Genomic DNA, 20,442 nt, shown 5'->3' with positions numbered 1-20,442 from the left:
TTGTTGTTAGCGCTATGGTAAGCGCATTTTGTTGCGCCGCAAGTTCGCTCGGTGCGATTTCAGGCGTCTTTAAGCTTTCTCGCACTGGGCGCGCAGGAAGTCGCGCAGCTGCAGCACCGTCGGCGTGATCTGCGTACGGTGCATGCACACCATGTTGAGCGGCGTCGGCTCGCCGGTCATGTCGGGCAGCAGCACCTCCAGCCGGCCGGCGCGGATGTCGGCGCTGACGTCCAGTCGCGATTTATAGGCGATGCCGAGACCGGCCACGGCCCAGCGCCGCACCACGTCGGCATCGTCGCAGGCGCGGTTGCCGTTGACGTGCACCACGGTCGGATCGCCGCGCGCGTCCTGGTAAAAACTCCAGCGGTCATGGATCACCTCGTCCAGCATGAAGCGCAGGCAGTGATGGTGCAGCAGATCTTCCAGCGCGCTCAGCCGGCCGTGCTGGCGGATGTAGTCCGGCGACGCCACCAGCACCCGGCGGTTGTCCGGCGCCAGCGGCAACGCGATCAGGCTGGAATCCTCCTGGCGGCCGTAGCGGATGGCGATGTCGACCGGCTTGCGGTACATGTCGGACACGCTGTCGCTGATGCTGAGCTGCAGGTTCACCTTGGGATACTGGGCCTGAAACTGGTCCAGCCAGCCGACCACCATGTTGCGCCCGAGGTCGGACGGCATGGAAATCTTCAGCGTGCCGCCCAGCGTCTCTTTCCCCTGAACGAGGGTGTCGTGCCCCTCCTTCAGCAGGCGCAGGGCTTCCCGCGCATGCCGCAGGTAATGTTCGCCCTCCTCCGTTAGTCTTAACGAACGCGTGGTGCGGGCGAACAGTCGCAGTTTCAGCACCCCTTCCAGCCGCTTGACGGCGGCGCTGGCCAGGGCGGGCGAGATTTCCAGTTCACGCGCCGCCGAGGACAGGCTGCCGTGGTCGGCGGTACGGACAAACACGGTCAGATCATCAAGTCGTAGCACTATCGTCATTCCTTTGAAAGTGTTTCGTCATGACGCTGCTTTTTCAGCGCAACGAAATAAATGATGATACTCCCATCGCAACCTTATCGGAGAACAACCATGAAAGCCATTGCTTACCGCAAATCCCTGCCCATCACCGACGCCGAAGCGCTGATCGACGTCGAGCTGCCCGAGCCGCAGGCCAGCGGCCGCGATCTGCTGGTGGAAGTGCGCGCCATTTCCGTCAACCCGGTGGATGTCAAGGTGCGCGTCAACTCGGCGCCGGCGGAAGGCCAGAGCAAGGTGCTCGGCTGGGACGCGGCCGGCGTGGTGAAGGCGGTCGGCCCCGACGTCACCCTGTTCAAGCCGGGCGACGAAGTCTGGTACGCCGGCGACATCACGCGTGCCGGCACCAACAGCGAATTTCACCTGGTGGACGAGCGCATCGTCGGCCACAAGCCGAACAACCTGGATTTCGCCCAGGCCGCCGCGCTGCCGCTGACCGCCATCACCGCCTGGGAACTGCTGTTTGAACGCCTGCAGGTGAGCCGCGACACCGGCGCCGGCAAGGACCAGTCGCTGCTGGTGATCGGCGCCGCCGGCGGCGTCGGCTCCATCATGGTGCAGCTGGCGCGCCAGCTGACCGGCCTGACCGTCATCGGCACCGCCTCGCGGCCGGAAACCGGCGAATGGATCAAGCGGCTGGGCGCGCACCACATCATCGATCACAGCAAGCCGCTGAACGAGGAAATCAAGCGCCTGGGCCTGCCGCCGGTGACGTATGTGGCGTCGCTGAACCAGACCGACCACCACTGGCCCGCCATCGTCGAGCTGGTGGCGCCGCAAGGCAAGGTCGCGCTGATCGACGATCCGGCGCCCATCGATGTGCGCATGCTGAAACGCAAAAGCGTGTCGCTGCACTGGGAACTGATGTTCACCCGCTCGATGTTCCAGACCGCCGACATGCAGAAACAGCACCAGCTGCTGAACGATGTGTCGAAGCTGGTGGAAACCGGCGCGATCAAGACCACGCTGGCCGAGCGTTTCGGCAAGATCAATGCCGACAACCTCAAGCGCGCGCACGCCCTGATCGAGAGCAACCGCGCCAAGGGCAAGATCGTGCTGGAAGGCTTCTGATCAGGCTTGCACCGCTGTCGCGGCGGCGCGCGAGGCGGCGTTCTCCGCCGCATCCGCGCGCAGCAGCGCCAGCACCGCGTCATCGTGGCGCGTGAGGGCGTCCTGCATCTTGCTGGCGGCGGCGCAGGACGATTCCAGCAGTTCCATGAACACGGCCTGGCGCCGCTTCAGCCGCGCCGACTCGTAGCCCAGTTGCTCGAACATGCGGCCGATGTCGACGCAGTAGTCGCGCAGTTCCAGCATGGTGCTCTTGGTGTACTCGATGTCGTCGCGCATGCTGCGATCCAGGTCCAGCATTTCGCGCCGCGCCTTGCCGCCTTCCGATATATCGCGGATGGCCGGCCACCAGCGCTCGAACTTCTTGCGGATGCGCCGGATACGTTCGATTTTCTGATCCAGCAGGCGGCAGTAGTGCCAGCTCAGCCAGCACACCGGCAGCCGCGCGACAAAGCGCGGCAAACCCGCCGAGGCCAGGGTGGCTTCGAGTTTCTGCACCGATGCGACCAGTCGGCGCGTGCTGGAACCAATGGGGATGGGCATGATGGCGGCTCCTGTGACGTTCAGGAACTACAGTAGCCGCCGCATCAAACATCCCGCTTGATGCGGCTTAAACTTCCTGCAGATTTATCCGCTGTGTTTACGCAACATGGCCTTGATGCCGCGCAGGCCCTGGCGGATGCGCGCCTCGTTTTCGATCAGCGCGAAGCGGACGTACTCGTCGCCGTAATCGCCGAAGCCGATCCCCGGCGACACGCAGACCTTGGCCTCGGCCAGCAGCAGCTTGGCAAACTCCAGCGAACCGAGGTGGCGGTACGCCTCGGGAATGCGGGCCCAGATGTACATCGAGGCCTTCGGCTTTTCCACCGGCCAGCCGGCCTCGTTGAGGCCCTTGACCAGCACATCGCGCCGGCTCTGGTATTGCGCGCAGATCTCGCTGACGCAGCCCTGGTCGCCTTCCAGCGCGGCGATCGCCGCCACCTGCACCGGCGTGAAGCTGCCATAGTCGTGGTAGCTCTTGATGCGCGCCAGCGCCGCCACCAGTTCCTTGTTGCCGACCATGAAGCCGACCCGCCAGCCAGCCATGTTGTAACTCTTCGACAGCGTGAAGAATTCCACCGCGACGTCGCGCGCGCCCGGCACCTGCATGATGGACGGCGCCTTCCAGCCGTCGAACACGATGTCGGCATACGCCAGGTCGTGCACCACCAGGATGTTGTGCTGTCTGGCCAGCGCCACCACGCGTTCGAAGAATTCCAGTTCGACGCACTGGGCGGTCGGGTTCGAGGGGAAGCCCAATATCATCATTTTCGGCTTCGGGTAGCTTTCGCGCACCGCGCGCTCCAGCTCGTCGAAGAAATCGACACCCGGCGTCATGCGCACCGAGCGGATGTTGGCGCCGGCGATCACCGCGCCCCAGATGTGGATCGGGTAGCTGGGATTCGGCACCAGCACGGTGTCGCCCTGATCGAGCGTGGCCAGCATCAGGTGCGCCAGCCCTTCCTTGGAGCCGATGGTCACGATGGCTTCGGAATCCGGATCGAACTCGACGTTGTAGCGGGTCTGGTACCAGCGCGCGATGGCGCGGCGCAGCCGCGGGATGCCCTTGGAGGCCGAGTAACCGTGGGTGTCCGGCCGCTGCACGGTGTCGACCAGCTTGCTGACGATGTGCGCCGGCGTGGCGCCGTCCGGATTGCCCATCGACATGTCGATGATGTCTTCGCCACGGCGGCGGGCGGCAAGCTTCAGCTCGGCGGTGACGTTGAAAACGTATGGGGGTAAGCGATCGATGCGCGCAAAGCTGCGCGACGATGGAGTGTCGTTCATGGAGTGTCTCACGTAAGCGCCCGGAACCGTCCGAGCGACGTCGGTGCAATTTGCACCGGGATCGATACTAGACGATCGCGTCCATGATTGGCAAGCGGCTCATGCGGCGGCCTGTTTCTCCTGGTCGCTGAACCACTCGAACATGATCAGGCCGATGATGGAGGCAATCGGCATGAACATCAGGCCGATCACTACCCATAACACCGGCGAGCGGCCCAGACGGCTGGCGGCGATGCCGATGAAGATCAGGTGCAGCACCAGGCAAATGGCGATGCCGATGCCGGCGGCGATGGTCAGCAACAGCGAGCCGAGCGTGTGTTGCAACAGCGGCGGCAGAAAGGCAGCCACGCACAAAATCCACAAGACCAGCGTGACGGCGGCGGCGGCAATCGGTTGTTGGGCGCGGGCGACTTGCATGGCTCCTCCTTGATCAAGAGGCTATGCTGCCATGAACTGGTCATTAACGCAACAATCCGGCAGCGCGGCAGTCTGATGCCGAGCCGGCCTGGACTAGCGCAGGGAAGTCAGCGCCGAGGCGGCCACGATGGCGGCGATGGCCAGCCACTGCGTCGGGCTCAGCAGCTCGCCCAGCACCACCATGCCGGCCAGCGCGCTGATCGCCGGCGCGGCGCTGCTGAACATGCTGAAAGTGCGTTGCGACAAGGCGCGCATCGACAGCATCTCCAGCGTGTACGGCACCGCGCTGGACATCACGGCAATCGCCGCGCCGATCAGCAGATACGACGGCGTCAGCAGCGCCGCGCCCGCATGGGCCACGCCGATCGGCACGATGAACAACGACGCCGCCAGCATGCCCCACGCCACCGACTGCCCGCCCGATCCCGACGACACCCGCTTGCCGAACACGATGTACAGCGCCCAGCACACCGCCGCCCCGGCCGCGTAGGCGACACCCACCGGATCGAGCTGATCGACCTGGCCATGCATCGGCAGCAGGAAATACAGCCCCGCCACCGCCAGGCACACGGCCACGACATCGCGCAGCCGGTGCGAGGAGATCACCGCCACCGTCAGCGGTCCCGCCACCTCGATCGCCACCGCGATGCCCATCGGGATATGGCTGAAGGCACGGTAGATCAGCAGATTCATCAGGCCGATCACCGAGCCGTAGATGGCGACGTTCAGCGCCTGCCGGCCGGTCAGCCGCGTGCGCCAGGGACGGAACATCAGCAGCATGATCAGCGCGGAAATGCCGACGCGGTAGGCGGTCACGCCTTCCACGCCGATCTTGGGAAACAAGTGTTTGGCCACGGCCGCGCCGCCGTTCAGGGACAGCTGGCTGCACAGCAGCGCCAGCGCGGCGAGCATGGGATGGCCGGCCGCGTGCTTTTTTTCGTCAGTCATCTTACTTGCTTGTCAGTTCCAGCTCGAGCGCGACCGGCTGACCGGCCTCGCCGCCATTGCCGTCGATGGCGGCCGGTACGGCGGTGCGCACCGCCGCCGGCTCGGCGCCCGCCTGTTGCAGGATGGCGGCCACCGCCGCCGCGCGTCGCGCGCCCAGTTGCGGCAAGGCGTCCGGCGGCAGTGGCTGGTTTTGCTCCAGCCGCGTTTGCAGCTTGCCGTAGAACGCGGTGGGATCGGCTACCTGCGGTTCGCCCTGTACCAGCTTGCCGAGGCGCTGCAATACCGGCAGCCTGGCGGCGGCCGCGCCGGCGCTGGTGGCGGGCGCGTTCTCGGCCGCTTGCTTTTCCTTGTCCAGCTCGGCGGCACCAAACCGTTCGGCGTACAAGTCACGCAGCGCGCCGCGGATCTTGCGCTGGCCGATGTCCAGCGGCCCCGGTTGCTCATCGGCGCCCAGCTTGATGTCGGCGCGGGTCACGACCGCGCGGCGCAAGGCTTGCGCCCGCAGTGCGGCGCCATCGGCGGCCGCGTTGTACTGGCCCGGCACGCTCAGCTTCAGGTCCGGCTTTTTGGCCAGGATCTGCGCCACCTGCCGCAGCTTCTCGCGTTCCGGCGGCAGCACGGCATCGCTGCCGGCGTCGAAGTCCACCGTTTCCAGCTTGTCGCCGCTGACCCCGAACAGCTTGCCCAAGGCGCGGAACGGCGAGGTCACCACCTTGCTCATGATGTTGCCCAGCGCTTTCCATACTACCGCGCCATAGCTGAAGGCGGGATCGTTCAGATTGCCGGATACCGGAATGCCGAGGTCGATGCGGCCATTGCTGTCCTTGAGGATGGCCAGCGCCAGTTCCAGCGGCAGCTTGAGCGCGTCCGGACTGTCGATGCGTTCGCCCAGTGTCAGGTTGTCGAGCACGACCTGGTTATTGCCGTCCAGCCGGTTGTTGCGGACCTTGTACTGCAGATCGAGCGAGATCTTGCCCTGGGCGATCTTGTAGCCGGCGAATTTCATGCTGTACGGCGAAGCCGACACCATGTCGACGTTCTTGAACGCCACGTTGACATCGGTGTTGTCGGCCGGGACGAAGGGGTTCAGCTCGCCGCGGATGCGCGCCAGGCCGTATTCGTCGACGCGACCGTCGAGCTCGATCTGGCTGCGCGCATCGCGCCGCGTCGACAGGCCGGTGATCACGCCGTTCAGGTCCACCACCCTGGCGGCGAATTGCGGCAGCAGGCTGAGATCGGTGAAGTCCAGCTTGGCGTTCTGGACGCGCACGCGGCGCACGCGCAGCGGGAACGGTTCGGCGGCGGGCGGCCGCTCCGCCGGTACGGAGACGGCGGCCGCAGCGGGTTGCTCCACCAGCAGGCGCTGGGCGTTCAAGCTGCGGTCCTTTTCGATGATCAGGATCGCATTCGGCTCCACCAGGCGCAGCTCGGCCACATCCAGCAGGTTCGGCGAGACAGTCAGCCTGAGCTTGTCGGCTCCCACCGATTTCCAGTGGGCGAAGGGATCGTTATCTTCCTCGTTGAGCGCCAGGCTGGCCACTTCGAACGCGCCGTCGTAGCGCAGCGCCGGATCGGTCTTGCTGCCGCCGGCGCCGGTGCGCAGCCGGCCCTGGGCATTGATCGCGCCAGCGGCGATTTTCAGCTTGACGTATTTGCTCAGCAGCGGTTGCACGGGCGCCAGCGCCAGCCCGCTCAATTTGAGGTCGGCGTCCAGCGCGCCGGTCGATGGCACCAGCTTGCCTTGCGCACCCAGTTGCCCGCCTTCGCGCAGACTGACGCCGCCCTGGAAGGCCAGCGGCTTCTTCAGATCGGTGCCGACGTCGGCCACCTTCAGCTTGAAATCCTGCAGGTTGAGCTTGATGCCATTGGTGGCGTCATCGTAACGCGCGCCGAATTTGTTCAGTTCAACGGACTTGATGCTGGCGGTCCAGGGCGTGGAGGCAGCGGTCGGGACGGACGTGGCGGAGGCGCTGGCGGCGCCCGGCTTCGGCAACGCCGCCATGAACACGAACTGTCCCTCGGCGTCGCGCGACAGGTCGAGCTGGCCACCATCGGCGTACAGCCGGCCCAGACTGGCCTTGCGCGCCGCCAGGTCCAGCGATCCGCCATCGAAACCGATGCGCGACAGCTTGAGCGGCGCCAGCGCGCCGCTGCCCATCGCCACGTTCTCCATGGCGAAAGCGGCGTCGGCGATGTGCAGCTGCAGTGCGCCGGCGGTATCCAGCCGCAGCGCAAGCTTGAGGTTGGCGCTGTCGCTGCGTACATTGAGTGCGGGTGAGACAGTCTCATCGACGTAGCTCAGCGCCACGCCATTCAGGCCAATCTGCTTGACCGCCAGCTTCCAGCCGTGGCCTTCCGCGGGTGCGGGCGCCGCCTTCGCGGCCGCGGCCGAAGCGCGGGCCGCCGTGCCGGCCGGCGTCGGCAGCATCAGGCCGGCGACATCCAGCTCGCCGCGCGCATCGCGCCGTACATTGAGCGCGCCGCCGTTCAACTGCAGGCCGCCGGCCTGCGCCGACTGCTTCAGCAAATCAACCCCGACATCGGTGACGGCCAGCTGCTTCAACTGTACGAATGGTGCCGCCGCACCCGCGCGCTTGAGCGCCAAATCGTTCAAGTCCAGCGCCGCGCCATCCAGACGCGCATCCAGCCTGCCCTCCTTGTAAGCGAACTTGTACGGCAGCCGGGCCGACAGCCGGCCATCCGCGACCACGATCCGCGAGAACGACTTCAGATACGCCGCCATGCCCGGCAACGCCACATTCTCCAGCGTCAGCAGTCCATTGCCCGCGATCGGGCTGACCGACGCCACGCCCTTCCAGCGCAGCTTGCCGCCCAGGCCGGCGTCGGCGCTCAGCGTGTAATCGCCGTTTTCGTCCGGCAGCGTGCTCAGATTATTCAGGGCAAAGGTGATCGGCTTGAAGGTATCGGTGTAGCCGGCATGCTGATCGTGCATGGCCACCTGGCCCTGTTCCAGCGCGAAATGTTCGATGATCAGACGCGGCATGCCGCTGTCCTGGTCTTCTTTCTTCTTGTGCTTGTCCAGCGTCGCCAGCAAGGCGGCGATGTTGAACTGGCCGTCCCTGGCGATCGCCAACTGCACCGACGGCTGCGTGACGCGGATCTCGGCAAAACTCCAGGCGCGCCGCAACAGCGAGCGCCACTGCATCTCCACCGCCAGGCCACCGACGCCGAACAGCGGTGCGCCGTCAGCCTCGGTCAGACGCAGATCCTTCGCCTCCAGCCGCAGCGTGAAGGGATTGAAACTCAGTTCGGCGATGCTGGCCTTGCGCTCCAGCTCGGACTCGGCAAACCGCGGAAGCTGGCTTTTGATGACAGCAGGCAGCAACCAGAACCCCGCCGCCGCATACACGCCCAGCGCACTTGCCGCGCCTATGCCCCATCGCTTCCAACGTATTACCATACCTGCCTGAACCTTCGCTGTTTTTATGTAACAGGCAACAGTATAATCGATCATATGAACGCAGAACTTGAACCCTTCCACGCCCTGGCCATCAGCCGCCAGGCCCACGCGCTCAAGGCCGATGGACGGTCCATCATCCACATGGAATTCGGCCAGCCGTCCACCGGCGCGCCGACCACCGCCATCGCCAGGGCCCATGCCGTGCTCGACCAGGAAGCCATGGGCTACTGGGAAAGCGCGCCGCTGAAGCAGCGGCTGGCGCAGTTTTACCGGGAGCGCTACGGCGTGCAGGTCGACGCCGACCGCTTCATCCTGACCTGCGGCGCCTCGCCCGCGCTGGTGCTGGCGCTGAGCTCGATGTTCACGCCCGGCGACCGCATCGCCATGGCCCGCCCCGGCTATGTCGCCTACCGCAACACGCTGAAGGCGCTGCGCATGCAGCCGGTGGAAATTGCCTGCGGCGCGGAAGTCGGCTTCCAGCTGACGGCCGCCGCGCTGGCCGCCGTCGAACCGGCGCCGCAGGGCGTGATCGTCGCCTCGCCCGCCAACCCGACCGGCACCTTGATACGCGCCGAGGAACTGCAAGCCATCGTGGCCGTGTGCCGCGCGCGCGGCATCCGCATCCTGTCCGACGAGATTTATCACGGCCTCAGCTATGTCGAACCGGCGCAGACCTTGCTGGCGTACGAACCGCAGGCGCTGGTGGTCAGCAGCTTCTCCAAATACTTCAGCATGGCCGGCTGGCGCCTGGGCTGGCTGCTGGCGCCAGCCGGCCATGTCGAGCGCGCGCAAGCGTACTGCGGCAACCTGTTCCTGACCGCGCCCTCGCTGAGCCAGCACGCCGGCCTGGCCGCCTTCGACGCGCTCGATGAACTGGAAAGCCACATCGACGTCTACCGCGAGAACCGCCGCCTGATGCTGGCTGCCCTGCCCGCGCTGGGCCTGACCACGGTGGCGCCGCCCGACGGCGCGTTCTACATCTACGCCAGCATCGCCCACCTGACCGACGACAGCCTGGGCTTCTGCAAGCAGCTGCTGCAGGACACCGGCGTCGCCAGCGCGCCCGGCATCGACTTTGATCCGGTCGATGGCCGGCACTTCATCCGCTTCAGCTTTGCCGTCTCCACACCCGAAATTGCCGAGGCCATACGGCGCATGACGCCCTGGTTCGCGGCCCAACCAAGGATACGCTGACCATGACACCCCGCGCGCTGCTGCTCCTGCCCTTGCTCCTGTCGGTCTGCGCCGCGCAGGCACAACGACCACCACAGCAGCTGGACGCGGAAATCCGGCGCCTGATGGACGCGGCCCACGTGCCGGGCCTGGCGCTGGCCCTGATCGAAGACGGCCAGGTCAGCTACCGCCAGGCCTACGGTTACGCCAACGTCGACAAGCGGCAGCCGCTGCGCACCGACACCATCATGTACGGCGCCTCGCTCACCAAGGCGGCGTTTGCCTACATGGTGATGCAGCTGGTCGACGAAAAACTGCTGTCGCTGGACGCCACCCTGCCCGCCTTGCTGCGCAAGCCGCTGCCCGATTATCCCGCCTACGCCGACCTGAAGGACGACCCGCGCTGGAAACTGCTGACGCCGCGCATGCTGCTGTCGCACACCAGCGGCCTGCTCAACTGGCGCTACATCAACGATGACCAGAAACTCGATTTCAAATACGCGCCCGGCAGCCGCTACGTGTATTCGGGCGAGGGGCTGAACCTCCTGCAGCTGGTGATCGAGGAGCGCACGGGCACGCCACTGCAAACGCTGATGCAGCAGCGCATTTTCGACCGTTTCCAGATGCGCGACAGCAGCATGGTGTGGCGCAAGGAATGGGAGGGCCGCGAGGCCACCCATTACGCCCAGGACGGCACGGCGATCGCCCACAAGCGCCGCGGCAACGCGCGCGCCGCCGGCTCCATGGACACCACGCTCGACGATTACGCCAGCTTTCTGGCCGGCGTGCTGCGCGGCGAGGGGCTGTCGGCCGCCGCTCACCAGGAGATGCTGTCGCCGCAACTGGCGATCGTCTCGCCGCAGCAGTTCCCGTCGCACTGGCCGGGCGAAACGGACTTGTGGCGCAAGATCGGCCTGTCGATCGGCCTGGGCTGGCCACTGTACCGCTCGCCGCTGGGCCTGGCCTTCTTCAAGGAAGGCAACGACGACGGCACCAACAATGTCGCGCTCGGCTTCCTGCAGCTGCGCAAGGGCATCGTCATGCTCAGCAACAGCTCCAACGCGGAGCACATGTTTTATCCGGTCATCGACTACGTCTATGGCAACACCTGCCTGCCGTGGTTCTGGATGAATTACATCCCTTACGACCGGCCTGAACTGATGGGCGTGCAGGCGCGCGACCAGGTCCAGTTGCCGGCCGGCTGCGGCAGCTAAAGATTTCTTTCGCCGTGCCGATAGACCTTTTACAAACTTGGCAAAAGGATTATCGTCATGAATGTTATTTCAGCCTACCGCAGCAGCAGCGCCACCCAGAGTCCGTCGTCCCGTACCGAAACCACCACCGTGCGCGCCGCGCTGATGAAGCAGATCCAAGGCCTGCAAAAGCAGGAAATGGCATTGGGCGAGCAATTGAACGCGCTGCAAGATGACGACAGCAAGGAAGCGATCCAGAAACGCGTGTTCCTGCAGCAGCAGATCAGCCGGATCGAAGAACAGATCGCGGCGCTGCAACAGGCCATGCTTCAGGACAACGCCGACCGCAGCATCAAGCTGACCCGCGTCGACCAGCCTGAGCAAACCGAGCAGCAACAACAGCAACAGCAGCAACAGCAAGCGGCGCCGTCGGCGTCCCAGCCCGCCGTCGGGCAAGCAGCCGAACAGCCGGACGGCGCTGCCGTCGGCACCCTGGTCGACGTGATGGCCTGAGCGCTACTGCTCGGTCATGCCGCGCAGGTTCTCGATATCGGCCACAGCGTGGCGCCAGGCCACTTCCGGATCGAGCACCGGCGCCGACTGCAGGCTCAGGTGGATGTCCTTCAAGACCTTGTCGCCGAGGGAAATCTTGTAGCGCAAGGCCGTGTATTCGACGTCATAGGTTTTCTTCAACCCTTGCTTGCGCGTGTAGGTGTCATGAGTAGCAGACATGTCATCCTCCTTACAGAACGTGCCTTCAGCATAGCACCATCTCAGACTTCCGGCATTTTACCGATCAGCTTATCGAGCGTGATGGGATAGTCGCGCACGCGCACGCCGGTGGCGTTGTAGATCGCGTTGGCCACCGCCGCGCCGACGCCACAAATGCCCAGCTCGCCTACGCCCTTGGCTTTCATCGGCGACGAAATCGGATCGGTCTCATCGAGGAAAATCACTTCCTGGTGCGGGATGTCGGCATGCACCGGCACCTCGTAGCTGGCCAGGTCGTGATTGACGAAGAAGCCGGCGCGCTGGTCGATCACCAGCCCTTCCATCAGCGCCGCGCCGGCCCCCATGGTCATGGCGCCGATCACCTGGCTGCGCGCCGATTTCGGATTCAGGATGCGGCCGGCCGCGCACACCGCCAGCATGCGGCGGATGCGCGGCTCGCCGGTGTACATGTCGACCGCCACCTCGACGAAATGGGCACCGAAGGTGGATTGCTGGTACTTCTTGTCGAGATCGCCGTACTCCATGGTGTCCTCGCCGGTCAGCTCGCCGTTGGCGGCGGCCTGGGTCAGCGGGAAGCTGCGGCCGTCGGCACGCACCGCGCCGCCGACGAACTCGGCCTTGGTGGGATCCAGCCCCAGCTTCTGCGCCGCCAGTTCGCGCAGCTTGACGCAGGCCGCGTACACGCCGGCGGTGGAACTGTTGCCGCCCCACTGCCCGCCCGAACCGGCCGACACCGGGAAGTCCGAGTCGCCGAGCTTGACCGTGACCTGTTGCAGCGGCACGCCCATCATCTCGGCCGCGGTCTGGGCGATGATGGTGTAGCTGCCGGTGCCGATGTCGGTCATGTCGGTTTCCACCGTGACCATGCCCTTGCTGTCGAGCCTGACGCGCGCGCCGGATTTCTGCACCAGGTTGTTGCGAAAGGCCGAGGCCATGCCGATGCCGATCAGCCAACGGCCGTCGCGCGTCTGGCCCGGCTGCGGATTGCGCTTGTCCCAGCCGAAGCGCTGCGCGCCCAGGCGCAGGCAGTCGACGAAGCGGCGCGTCGAGAACTTGCGCTCGCGCTTGGCCGGATCGACGGTGGTGTCATTGATGATGCGGAAGGTGATCGGGTCCATCTTCAGCTTTTCGGCCATCTCGTCGATGGCGATTTCCAGCGCCATCAGGCCGGGCGCCTCGCCGGGCGCGCGCATGGCGTTGCCCTCGGGCAGATCGAGCACGGCCAGCCGCATTTTGGTCATGCGGTTGGGACCGGCATACAGCAACTGGGTCTGCTGCACGGCGGTTTCCGGTTTGCCGTCCGGCAGGTCGCCGGACCAGCTTTCATGACCGATGGCGGTGATCTTGCCCTCGCGGCTGCAGCCGATGCGGATGCGCTGGATGGTGGCCGGACGGTGCGTGGTGTTGTTCATCATCAGCGGCCGCTGCAGCGCAACCTTGACCGGCCGCTTCGCCTGCCTGGCGCCCAGCGCCGCCAGCACCACTTCGGCGCGCAGGAACAGCTTGCCGCCGAAACCGCCGCCGATGTACGGCGACATCAGCCGCACCTTGTCCTTGGGGATGCCGAGCGTCTTGGCCAGGTCGCCCTTGCCCCAGTTGATCATCTGGTTCGAGGTCCAGACCGTCAGCTTGTCGCCGTCCCACGCGGCGATCGAAGCATGTGGTTCCATCATGCAGTGCGATTGATCGGGCGTGGTGTAGGTGGCGTCCAGCCGCACCGGCGCGGCCGGGAAGGCGGTCTCGAAATTGCCGGTCTTCTTGTCCTTGGCGTCCTTGTCGTCGGGCTGTTTGGCGCCGTCGCGGGCCTTGGCCAGATCGTAGGCGCCCTGTTGCTTGCTGTACTCGACCCGCACCAGCTGCGCCGCCGCGCGCGCCTGCTCGAAGGTTTCCGCCACCACCAGCGCGATCGCCTGGTGGTAATGCTGAATCTCCGGTCCGCCCAGCAGCCTGGCGGTGTTGAAGTCGCCCTTGTCCAGCTTGCCTGCGTTCTCGGCCGTGACAATGGCGATCACGCCCGGCGCGCGCTGCGCCGCGCTGGTGTCCAGCGAAGTGATGCGGCCCTTGGCGATGCCTGCGCCGATCACGTAGCCGTAGGCGGCGTTGGGCGCTTCCTTGTGGTGCTCGTAAGCGTAAGTGGCGGTGCCGGTGGTCTTGTACGGACCGTCAATGCGGTCGGTCGGATGACCGATGACTTTCAGCTGATCGATGGGATTGGTGGTGGCAGGCGTATCAAATTTCATGTCGTCACCCTTTCTTGGCATCGGCCAACACGGACGCGAGCGTGCGCTCGATCAGTGGAATCTTGTAGGAACTTTCGGCACTCGGCTTGGCGCCGGCCAGCAGTTGTTCGGCCACTGCCTTGGCACCTTGCGGCACGCTGGCATCGGCGGCCGGCACGCGCCACGGCTTGTGCGCGACGCCGCCCAGCGCCACGCGGCCGCTGCCGTCGGGCAGCACCACCGCCGCCACCGAGACCAGCGCGAAGGCGTACGAGGCGCGGTCGCGCACCTTGCGGTAGAAATGCTTGCCGCCCAAGGGCTTGGGCAGCGTCACCGCGGTGATCAGCTCGCCCGGCGCCAGTGCGTGCTCGACCTGCGGCGTGTTGCCGGGCAGTCGGTGAAAGTCGGCGATCGGAATGGTGCGCGTGGCGCCGTCGGGATTGACCGTCTCCACGGTGGCATCGAGCAGGTGCATGGCGACCGCCATGTCGCTCGGATGGGTGGCGATGCAGGCCGCGCTGGCGCCCAGGATCGCATGGTTGCGGCTGTAGCCGCCGATGGCCGAACAGCCGCTGCCGGGCTGGCGTTTGTTGCACGGCTGATTGGTGTCGTAGAAGTACGGGCAGCGCGTGCGCTGCAGCAGGTTGCCGGCCGTGGTGGCCTTGTTGCGCAGCTGCGCCGAGGCGCCGGCCAGCAGCGCGCGCGACAGCACCGCGTAATCGCGGCGCACGCGCTGGTCGGCCGCCAGGTCGGTATTGCGCACCAGCGCGCCGACGCGCAGGCCGCCGCCGGGCGTGGCTTCGATCTTGTCCAGCGCCAGGCCGTTGACGTCGATCAGATGGGTGGGCGTCTCGATCTCCAGCTTCATCAGATCGAGCAAATTGGTGCCGCCGGCAATGAATTTCGCGCCCGGCGTGCGCGCCGCCGCAGCGGCCGCCTCGGCCGGCGACTGCACGCGCTGATAGGTGAACGCTCTCATGCCGCCCTCCCCGACACCTCGGTGATGGCGTCGATGATGTTCGAGTAGGCGCCGCAGCGGCAGATATTGCCACTCATGCGCTCGCGCAGCTCGGTTTCGTTGAGCAAAGGCTTGGCGTTCAGGTCGGCGCTGACATGGCTGGGGATGCCCTGTTTGATTTCATCGAGTACCGCCACGGCCGAACAGATCTGGCCGGGGGTACAGTAGCCGCACTGGTAGCCATCGTGCTTGACGAAGGCGGCCTGCATCGGATGCAACTTGTCCGGCGTGCCCAGCCCCTCGATGGTGGTGACCTTGGCGCCCTCGTGCATCACCGCCAGCGTCAGGCAGGAATTGATGCGGCGGCCATCGACGATCACCGTGCAAGCGCCGCATTGGCCGTGGTCGCAGCCTTTCTTGGTGCCGGTGAGATGCAGATGTTCACGCAAGGCATCGAGCAAGGTGGTGCGGGTGTCGACTTCCAGCGTGTGCGGCTGGCCGTTCACCTGGACCGTGAATTTGACGATGGAGGGAGGCGGCGCCGGCGGTGGCGGCGCGGCGGGCTGGGCGTCGGCCACCAACGGTAGCGCCGTCGAGGTCGCCGACAAGGCGCCTGCAATGAGTAAATTACGCCGGGAATAACTGATGTCGCTGAGATCGTTCATATCGCTGCATCCTCACGCCTGTTGGGTCTGGGCTGATGATAAATGCATTACGATTTCTGGTTAAACACCGTTGATCCCAGATCGAACTCGCCGCCGAAATCCGGCGCACAATGATCCAATGAATGCGCAGAGCGAAAAAGAATATGTGGACACTCAGTTGCAGGCCATCAACGGCCGGCTGGACCGTTTCGATCATAGAATGGGGAGCGTCCAAACCACCTTGCAGGCAATGCGGTCCGCCTGTGACGTCTTGACGATACCGCTGGACACGTCGGCATGGCCGCGACGCGCCTGCGGCTGAACCGGACCGACAAACAGCGCGGACAGCGTCACGCCCATCAATGCCCTTCCGTGCCGATGTCCGCCAGCTGCGAATGCGGCGAGACCGGCAATACTTTGCCGCCGATCACCAGACTAGGCAGCGCCACCACGCCCAGCGCTTCGGCGCGAGCCTTCAATTGCGGCTGCAAGCTCAGGTCGACGATGTCCAGCGCCGGCATTTCACCGGCGAAACGCCGGGCGATATCGAGGCAGACTTTGCAGCCATCGTGATACAGGACGGCCTTGGCCGCCGGCTGGGCGAGGCTGTCCAGCCATGCACGCAGCAGCGCGCGGCCGGCCTGAACCAGCTGATCGCCGTAGCGCTGTGTATCGTGTCGCAGCTGCGCCAGATCGACGCCGGCGTGCTGGAGCTCGACCGCGTGGCCGGTCAGCCACTGCTCCAGCGCCGCCGGCGCGAACTCCGCGTGAAACTGGATGCCCAAGGCCTTCCCGCTCTGGAACGCCTGGCACGGCGTCCCCGGCGTCGATGCCGCCGACGACACCTGCGGCGGCAAATGAATATTGTCGCCGTGCCAGTGCAGCACCGGCACGCCGCGCAGATGCGCCAGCGGACCTTCCGCCGTCACCTCGACTGGCGCCCAGCCAATTTCCTTGCCGGCTACCCGCGCCCGTATTTCGCCGCCCAACGTGTGCGCCATCAGCTGTGCACCCAGGCAGATGCCCAGCAAAGGCTTGTCCAATTGCAGGCGCAGCCTGACGCCGGCAATCTCGTCCGCCAGCCACGGATACAGGGCCGTATCGTTGACGCCGATCGGACCGCCCAGCATGACGATCAGGTCGGTGTCGCGCCATTGCGCCTCGGTCAGCGGCGTGCCGGCGTGCTGGTAGCGGATGCTGTAACCGGCCTCTTCCAGCGGTGCGGCAAAGGCGCCCAGGTCTTCAAATCCAAGGTGATAGAGAGCGATGCAGTTCATGATCAATTAAAGTAGGAGTCCTAATTAAAATCATGATACCACATCTTTTCTTAGCGCACGGAACCGGTGTGCACACCGGAGGTTTGCAGGGTATTGAGGAATTGGCCGGCATCGACTGGCTGAGCGTCGGAAGGCGCGCCGCAACCGCGTTTGATGTACGAGCCGGTCGGCGCATCCTGCGACAAACACCTGGCGGATGCGGCCACCTTGGGCGCGTCATCGGCCGCCGGCTCAGTGGCCGCGCAACCGGCGAGCACCAGGACACAGATACCAGTGAAAAAACAAGAAGCTGCCGCCATGATGATGTTCCTGAAAAGTTGAAGTAACTAATAGTTACATCAGTCAGGCGCCCGGTCAAGCGGCCATGCGCAGTGATTTACTTGACCGTGGACTGGGTCGCGGTGTTTTGCATCGAATCGCGGAAGTCGCGTGGGTCGACGCTCTTGACATCGCCAGTGGGCGCGCAACCCTTGCGGATGGAACTGCCGGTCACAGCTTCCGGCACCACGCACTTGGTCGCCGCGGCAGTCTGCGTCCCCGTTGCCGGCGGATTGGATTCCGGCGCCGCACAAGCGGTCAGCACGACGGCACAGATACCAGCCAGAAAATAAGGGCCTTGCGACATGATGATCATCCTATCAAAAGTTAAGGTACCAATAGTCACCCAATGTGAGCAATCAGTCAATCATGCCGTAGCTGTTTGTCGAGATCAAGGTGCTAAAAGCGACACCCGATGCTCCGGATGGAAAATCTCCCGCAAGGCATGTACGAGCGCTTCCGATTGTTTTGCGGTCCCATGCTCATCCGCTTTGAAACGCACGACGTCACCATTGACGACCATGTTGAGATAACCAAAGGCATCGGCAGGAGGCAGCGTACGGGCGCGCGTGCCATCCTGGCGCTTGTGGGCGTTCGACAAGGCGTTAATCATGCAAGCGAAATTTTTGGCGTAGGCCGCACTGGCAGGAATGACCGTGACGCGCTCTGCACGACGGAGATCTTTCCCATTATGTACGTAGCGATCCATTTGATTGCGGCCGACCGGATGATCGGGTTTGGGCCGGGCGCCGTCATACGACCTGCCTTCGACCGAAACAAAAATTGCCCGATCGATGTCGTAAGCAAACCAGCCTTCCTTCAGGATGCCCAGGCCCGGCGGGATACCCACACTGACATACACCAGGCCATTTTTGATGCGTGTGATTTCCGGCGGCTGCTGACTATCCACCGTCGCCAGTTCACGGATCGCCCTGGCTCGCGCCCACGGGTTATCCTTTGGCGGCGACGGCTGGGTTGAAAACGGCCCTTCCTCACAGGAAGAAGAATCGACCGCCAACGCACACGGATGCGCCAATAAGGCGCAAAAATAAAGCAGTAAAGTCGAAGCTAAACGTCCCATCGCGCTCCCTTCCGGCCACCCGCTCAGTCTCCCAGAATTGCTGAGCAATCTCAAGTCAAACGCGACGCCTTGCGGCTAAACGCGATCGCTCATGGATTTATGTGATGCTGGAAGTTGCTGCAGCCCCCAACCGGACATCTCCACACGTACCGGTGTGCGAAGCCCTGCCATGACGAGGACTTCACCCACGCAAGTGCATTGCGGATCGCTCGATGCCAGCAAAAATCGTCGCGGCTACGCGCTCAGGAAATCCCGGTGACAGCCGAGCAGCGACCGCTTCGATCGCACCGCGGGTCTTCGCCAGCACCCTCTCGATGATGTCTTCCGCATCGGTGCGCAGGAAGTACCTGGCGGCAGTGCTGTTGAAGTGTCGACGCTGCACGTATGAGAATCGATAATGCTTGTTCTTGCCCAACATCGCCATGGCCATCCTGGCTTTGTGCAGGGAATATTGATTCGCCCCGCCTCCCTCAAGCGGCCAGATCGACATGACATCGTAAAGCGGTGCCAATGCATAGCGACCACCCGGCAGCAAATGGATGCTGAAGTTCTTGGCGTGACCATCCGGCGCCGCCATCAGCCAGAACAGCACCTGACTGGTCAGCAGCGTCGTAAGATCCTCTCGCGCTCGCTCGGATCCGCGCAACACCGCAGCCAGATCTGCCAGGCCCGGACCGCCGTCGCTCTCGTACTTCAACTGCGACGGCACCCCAAGGGCCTGGCAGAAGTCCTCCTGCGGCAAGCGCATGATCCATTTCCCGGACGGGTGCATTCGACGGTCGAAACGCTCAACACCGAGCACCGTCTGGCTGCCAAAATTCAAGATGGCGGTCCTGGCAACCGGCAGGCCGAATTCCGCCAGCAGGTTCATGCACAACCATTCGTTCTCTACCGACGCGGTCAGGTCCGCCTTGCGGTGGCCGACCAGCCCCAATGGCAATTTGAGTATGTGGGTGGTTGGCGTCGATCCGTGCGGGCGCATCCACCCGCCTTCATGCCACAGCAAAGCGGTCTTTTCCTGCGCACCAGCCAGCGAGATGCGCAGGTCGTCGGCATCCTCGCCGCGCCCCAGCGGTCCCGACTGCCTCAGCCGAATCAGATGCCGCTCAACGTCCTCCTCGGACATCGGACTGCCATCGATGCGTTTGACGTTGGTGGGCGCCTCATCCTCCTTCAGCAACTGGACCGCGCCAACGCAGTCTCTGCCGATTTCCTGCAACAAATCGAACGCCTCGATGGACGCCAGCTTGTACTGCGATGCCAGACGTTTGCGGATAGGTTCGCTATCGGGCAGCAAGTTGTCGAAGAAATCGCGGACGACATCGCCCCGCAATGGCTGGTCGCCGGTGTAGGGCAACGACAGCGACAGCGGCCTTCCCACCGCCGACGCCCGCCACGCCTTATCGTAGAGGAACTGTGTTTCGCCACGCGTGGGGATGGTCCAGGTTCCTACACGCTCGCCGTTACTCCAGACCGACAACGAGCGCGAGTGCGATTTGCGTCCCATGGCTTACCATTCCGGCGTGGCTGATCCACGCATTTCGGCATCACCGTTTTTCGGCTGCACTATCAGCTCGTAATCCAGTGCTGCTAGCAAGGCCAGCAGTTGCTCGACATTGATCGATCCCGGGTCCAGTTCCATTGCAGACATACGGCTTTGGCTGATACCCAGACGTTGCGCGAGTTGCGTCTGCGAAAGCCCAGTGGCCTTTCGCGCCGACTGAAGAAGCAGCCCCAACTGTTTAGAGAGCGAAAGAATTTGCTTCATGAGATGTTTCCCGCATTTTACCCGTATAACGAATATATACAGATTACGCGTATAGCAGGTATTCGTCAAATACCCATAAAACAGCTAAATTGATTGTTTTTTTGAAGAAACGAAACACTCAGCTTTCGGCCCCGTCGCGGCGATTCCATTCACAGCCCGCCGCCGTCGCCGTACAGGCCGCGCAGTTCAAGGCTGTGAACGGTCAGAGCAGAGAGGTTGTTGATCCGGAAGGCCATGGATCTATCCACCTTCTTTCCACCTTTGTTAGCTAAATGGGAACGGATTTTGCTGGACAGCGGCAGATGTCAGATTTGCCATTTCTCCTATGAGAAGGCGAAAAAAAAGGTTCATCGCGGATTACCGGGATGAACCTGTTGTAAACGC

The 20,442-nt window shown here is 64.2% G+C and carries 21 protein-coding genes; 4 read left to right on the top strand and 17 right to left on the bottom strand.

The window, feature by feature from the left end:
* Positions 1–69 precede the first annotated feature (69 nt).
* Positions 70–978 (bottom strand): LysR family transcriptional regulator, encoded by a 909-nt coding sequence (locus E4L98_RS01385; RefSeq protein ID WP_135199776.1) that lies wholly within the window; start codon positions 976–978, stop codon positions 70–72.
* Between the two features lie 90 nt (positions 979–1,068).
* Here E4L98_RS01385 and E4L98_RS01380 point away from each other — a divergent pair, with 90 nt between their 5' ends.
* Complete coding sequence (locus E4L98_RS01380; protein ID WP_135199775.1) at positions 1,069–2,085, top strand: zinc-binding alcohol dehydrogenase family protein; 1,017 nt, start codon at positions 1,069–1,071, stop codon at positions 2,083–2,085.
* Here the strand turns inward: E4L98_RS01380 and E4L98_RS01375 are convergent, their stop codons facing one another.
* From E4L98_RS01375 to E4L98_RS01355, 5 genes are all read right to left on the bottom strand, one after another.
* Positions 2,086–2,625 carry a hypothetical protein gene (locus E4L98_RS01375; protein WP_229257182.1) on the bottom strand — a complete coding sequence of 180 codons (540 nt, stop codon included), beginning with the start codon at positions 2,623–2,625 and terminating at the stop codon, positions 2,086–2,088.
* An 84-nt stretch (positions 2,626–2,709) separates the two neighbouring features.
* Positions 2,710–3,909: an alanine transaminase gene (alaC, locus tag E4L98_RS01370; protein ID WP_135199773.1), complete on the bottom strand. Its 1,200-nt coding sequence runs from the start codon at positions 3,907–3,909 to the stop codon at positions 2,710–2,712.
* 99 nt (positions 3,910–4,008) lie between these two features.
* Positions 4,009–4,326, bottom strand: a complete 318-nt coding sequence (locus E4L98_RS01365) for a hypothetical protein (protein WP_135199772.1) — start codon at positions 4,324–4,326, stop codon at positions 4,009–4,011.
* Between the two features lie 93 nt (positions 4,327–4,419).
* Complete coding sequence (locus E4L98_RS01360) at positions 4,420–5,274, bottom strand: EamA family transporter (protein WP_135199771.1); 855 nt, start codon at positions 5,272–5,274, stop codon at positions 4,420–4,422.
* Position 5,275: 1 nt separating this feature from the next.
* Complete coding sequence (locus tag E4L98_RS01355; RefSeq protein ID WP_229257180.1) at positions 5,276–8,695, bottom strand: DUF748 domain-containing protein; 3,420 nt, start codon at positions 8,693–8,695, stop codon at positions 5,276–5,278.
* A 54-nt stretch (positions 8,696–8,749) separates the two neighbouring features.
* Between E4L98_RS01355 and E4L98_RS01350 the strand changes: the two genes are divergently transcribed.
* From E4L98_RS01350 to E4L98_RS01340, 3 genes are read left to right on the top strand one after another with little or no spacing between them, the layout of a single operon-like run.
* On the top strand, positions 8,750–9,889 hold the full coding sequence (locus E4L98_RS01350) for a pyridoxal phosphate-dependent aminotransferase (protein WP_135199770.1): 1,140 nt from the start codon (positions 8,750–8,752) through the stop codon (positions 9,887–9,889).
* A 2-nt stretch (positions 9,890–9,891) separates the two neighbouring features.
* On the top strand, positions 9,892–11,082 hold the full coding sequence (locus E4L98_RS01345; protein WP_135199769.1) for a serine hydrolase domain-containing protein: 1,191 nt from the start codon (positions 9,892–9,894) through the stop codon (positions 11,080–11,082).
* A gap of 57 nt (positions 11,083–11,139) precedes the next feature.
* A complete protein-coding gene (locus E4L98_RS01340; protein ID WP_135199768.1) occupies positions 11,140–11,574 on the top strand; it encodes a FlxA-like family protein in 435 nt (144 codons plus the stop codon).
* A 3-nt stretch (positions 11,575–11,577) separates the two neighbouring features.
* Here E4L98_RS01340 and E4L98_RS01335 read toward each other — a convergent pair whose 3' ends face one another.
* The 11 genes from E4L98_RS01335 to E4L98_RS01290 form a co-directional block, all read right to left on the bottom strand.
* Positions 11,578–11,793, bottom strand: a complete 216-nt coding sequence (locus E4L98_RS01335) for a hypothetical protein (protein ID WP_135199767.1) — start codon at positions 11,791–11,793, stop codon at positions 11,578–11,580.
* A 41-nt stretch (positions 11,794–11,834) separates the two neighbouring features.
* Positions 11,835–14,033 carry an aldehyde oxidoreductase molybdenum-binding subunit PaoC gene (gene paoC / locus E4L98_RS01330; protein WP_135199766.1) on the bottom strand — a complete coding sequence of 733 codons (2,199 nt, stop codon included), beginning with the start codon at positions 14,031–14,033 and terminating at the stop codon, positions 11,835–11,837.
* Positions 14,034–14,037: 4 nt separating this feature from the next.
* A complete protein-coding gene (locus E4L98_RS01325; RefSeq protein WP_135199765.1) occupies positions 14,038–14,991 on the bottom strand; it encodes an FAD binding domain-containing protein in 954 nt (317 codons plus the stop codon).
* Positions 14,988–15,635, bottom strand: a complete 648-nt coding sequence (gene paoA, locus E4L98_RS01320) for an aldehyde dehydrogenase iron-sulfur subunit PaoA (protein ID WP_135199764.1) — start codon at positions 15,633–15,635, stop codon at positions 14,988–14,990. The genes E4L98_RS01325 and paoA overlap by 4 nt, the downstream gene beginning before the upstream one ends.
* A 192-nt stretch (positions 15,636–15,827) precedes the next feature.
* Positions 15,828–15,974, bottom strand: a complete 147-nt coding sequence (locus tag E4L98_RS29905) for a hypothetical protein (protein WP_167761247.1) — start codon at positions 15,972–15,974, stop codon at positions 15,828–15,830.
* Positions 15,974–16,891 (bottom strand): glutamine amidotransferase, encoded by a 918-nt coding sequence (locus E4L98_RS01315; protein ID WP_135199763.1) that lies wholly within the window; start codon positions 16,889–16,891, stop codon positions 15,974–15,976. Before E4L98_RS01315 ends, E4L98_RS29905 begins: the two co-directional genes overlap by 1 nt.
* Before the next feature lie 50 nt (positions 16,892–16,941).
* On the bottom strand, positions 16,942–17,190 hold the full coding sequence (locus E4L98_RS01310) for a YajG family lipoprotein (RefSeq protein ID WP_135199762.1): 249 nt from the start codon (positions 17,188–17,190) through the stop codon (positions 16,942–16,944).
* Between the two features lie 77 nt (positions 17,191–17,267).
* The gene (locus E4L98_RS01305) at positions 17,268–17,516 is read right to left on the bottom strand and encodes a hypothetical protein (protein ID WP_135199761.1); all 249 of its coding nucleotides are present in this window, start codon (positions 17,514–17,516) and stop codon (positions 17,268–17,270) included.
* A gap of 84 nt (positions 17,517–17,600) precedes the next feature.
* Positions 17,601–18,290 carry a hypothetical protein gene (locus tag E4L98_RS01300; RefSeq protein ID WP_135199760.1) on the bottom strand — a complete coding sequence of 230 codons (690 nt, stop codon included), beginning with the start codon at positions 18,288–18,290 and terminating at the stop codon, positions 17,601–17,603.
* A gap of 181 nt (positions 18,291–18,471) precedes the next feature.
* A complete protein-coding gene (locus E4L98_RS01295) occupies positions 18,472–19,797 on the bottom strand; it encodes a type II toxin-antitoxin system HipA family toxin (RefSeq protein WP_135199759.1) in 1,326 nt (441 codons plus the stop codon).
* Positions 19,798–19,800: 3 nt separating this feature from the next.
* A complete protein-coding gene (locus E4L98_RS01290) occupies positions 19,801–20,058 on the bottom strand; it encodes a helix-turn-helix domain-containing protein (RefSeq protein WP_135199758.1) in 258 nt (85 codons plus the stop codon).
* Between the last annotated feature and the right edge of the window lie 384 nt (positions 20,059–20,442).

This window comes from Duganella callida (assembly GCF_004614165.1).
Classification (GTDB): Bacteria; Pseudomonadota; Gammaproteobacteria; order Burkholderiales; family Burkholderiaceae_D; genus Rugamonas; species Rugamonas callida.
Note: the sequence above shows the minus strand (reverse complement) of the source record. Positions and strands in the feature narration are given on the sequence as shown.

What these genes read in the sequence shown, in the direction of transcription:
- E4L98_RS01385 (WP_135199776.1), bottom strand. Translation starts at nt 978, where the DNA reads ATGACGATAGTGCTACGACTTGATGATCTGACCGTGTTTGTCCGTACC.
- E4L98_RS01380 (WP_135199775.1), top strand. Translation starts at nt 1,069, where the DNA reads ATGAAAGCCATTGCTTACCGCAAATCCCTGCCCATCACCGACGCCGAA.
- E4L98_RS01375 (WP_229257182.1), bottom strand. Translation starts at nt 2,625, where the DNA reads ATGCCCATCCCCATTGGTTCCAGCACGCGCCGACTGGTCGCATCGGTG.
- alaC (WP_135199773.1), bottom strand. Translation starts at nt 3,909, where the DNA reads ATGAACGACACTCCATCGTCGCGCAGCTTTGCGCGCATCGATCGCTTA.
- E4L98_RS01365 (WP_135199772.1), bottom strand. Translation starts at nt 4,326, where the DNA reads ATGCAAGTCGCCCGCGCCCAACAACCGATTGCCGCCGCCGCCGTCACG.
- E4L98_RS01360 (WP_135199771.1), bottom strand. Translation starts at nt 5,274, where the DNA reads ATGACTGACGAAAAAAAGCACGCGGCCGGCCATCCCATGCTCGCCGCG.
- E4L98_RS01355 (WP_229257180.1), bottom strand. Translation starts at nt 8,695, where the DNA reads ATGGTAATACGTTGGAAGCGATGGGGCATAGGCGCGGCAAGTGCGCTG.
- E4L98_RS01350 (WP_135199770.1), top strand. Translation starts at nt 8,750, where the DNA reads ATGAACGCAGAACTTGAACCCTTCCACGCCCTGGCCATCAGCCGCCAG.
- E4L98_RS01345 (WP_135199769.1), top strand. Translation starts at nt 9,892, where the DNA reads ATGACACCCCGCGCGCTGCTGCTCCTGCCCTTGCTCCTGTCGGTCTGC.
- E4L98_RS01340 (WP_135199768.1), top strand. Translation starts at nt 11,140, where the DNA reads ATGAATGTTATTTCAGCCTACCGCAGCAGCAGCGCCACCCAGAGTCCG.
- E4L98_RS01335 (WP_135199767.1), bottom strand. Translation starts at nt 11,793, where the DNA reads ATGTCTGCTACTCATGACACCTACACGCGCAAGCAAGGGTTGAAGAAA.
- paoC (WP_135199766.1), bottom strand. Translation starts at nt 14,033, where the DNA reads ATGAAATTTGATACGCCTGCCACCACCAATCCCATCGATCAGCTGAAA.
- E4L98_RS01325 (WP_135199765.1), bottom strand. Translation starts at nt 14,991, where the DNA reads ATGAGAGCGTTCACCTATCAGCGCGTGCAGTCGCCGGCCGAGGCGGCC.
- paoA (WP_135199764.1), bottom strand. Translation starts at nt 15,635, where the DNA reads ATGAACGATCTCAGCGACATCAGTTATTCCCGGCGTAATTTACTCATT.
- E4L98_RS29905 (WP_167761247.1), bottom strand. Translation starts at nt 15,974, where the DNA reads ATGGGCGTGACGCTGTCCGCGCTGTTTGTCGGTCCGGTTCAGCCGCAG.
- E4L98_RS01315 (WP_135199763.1), bottom strand. Translation starts at nt 16,891, where the DNA reads ATGAACTGCATCGCTCTCTATCACCTTGGATTTGAAGACCTGGGCGCC.
- E4L98_RS01310 (WP_135199762.1), bottom strand. Translation starts at nt 17,190, where the DNA reads ATGGCGGCAGCTTCTTGTTTTTTCACTGGTATCTGTGTCCTGGTGCTC.
- E4L98_RS01305 (WP_135199761.1), bottom strand. Translation starts at nt 17,516, where the DNA reads ATGTCGCAAGGCCCTTATTTTCTGGCTGGTATCTGTGCCGTCGTGCTG.
- E4L98_RS01300 (WP_135199760.1), bottom strand. Translation starts at nt 18,290, where the DNA reads ATGGGACGTTTAGCTTCGACTTTACTGCTTTATTTTTGCGCCTTATTG.
- E4L98_RS01295 (WP_135199759.1), bottom strand. Translation starts at nt 19,797, where the DNA reads ATGGGACGCAAATCGCACTCGCGCTCGTTGTCGGTCTGGAGTAACGGC.
- E4L98_RS01290 (WP_135199758.1), bottom strand. Translation starts at nt 20,058, where the DNA reads ATGAAGCAAATTCTTTCGCTCTCTAAACAGTTGGGGCTGCTTCTTCAG.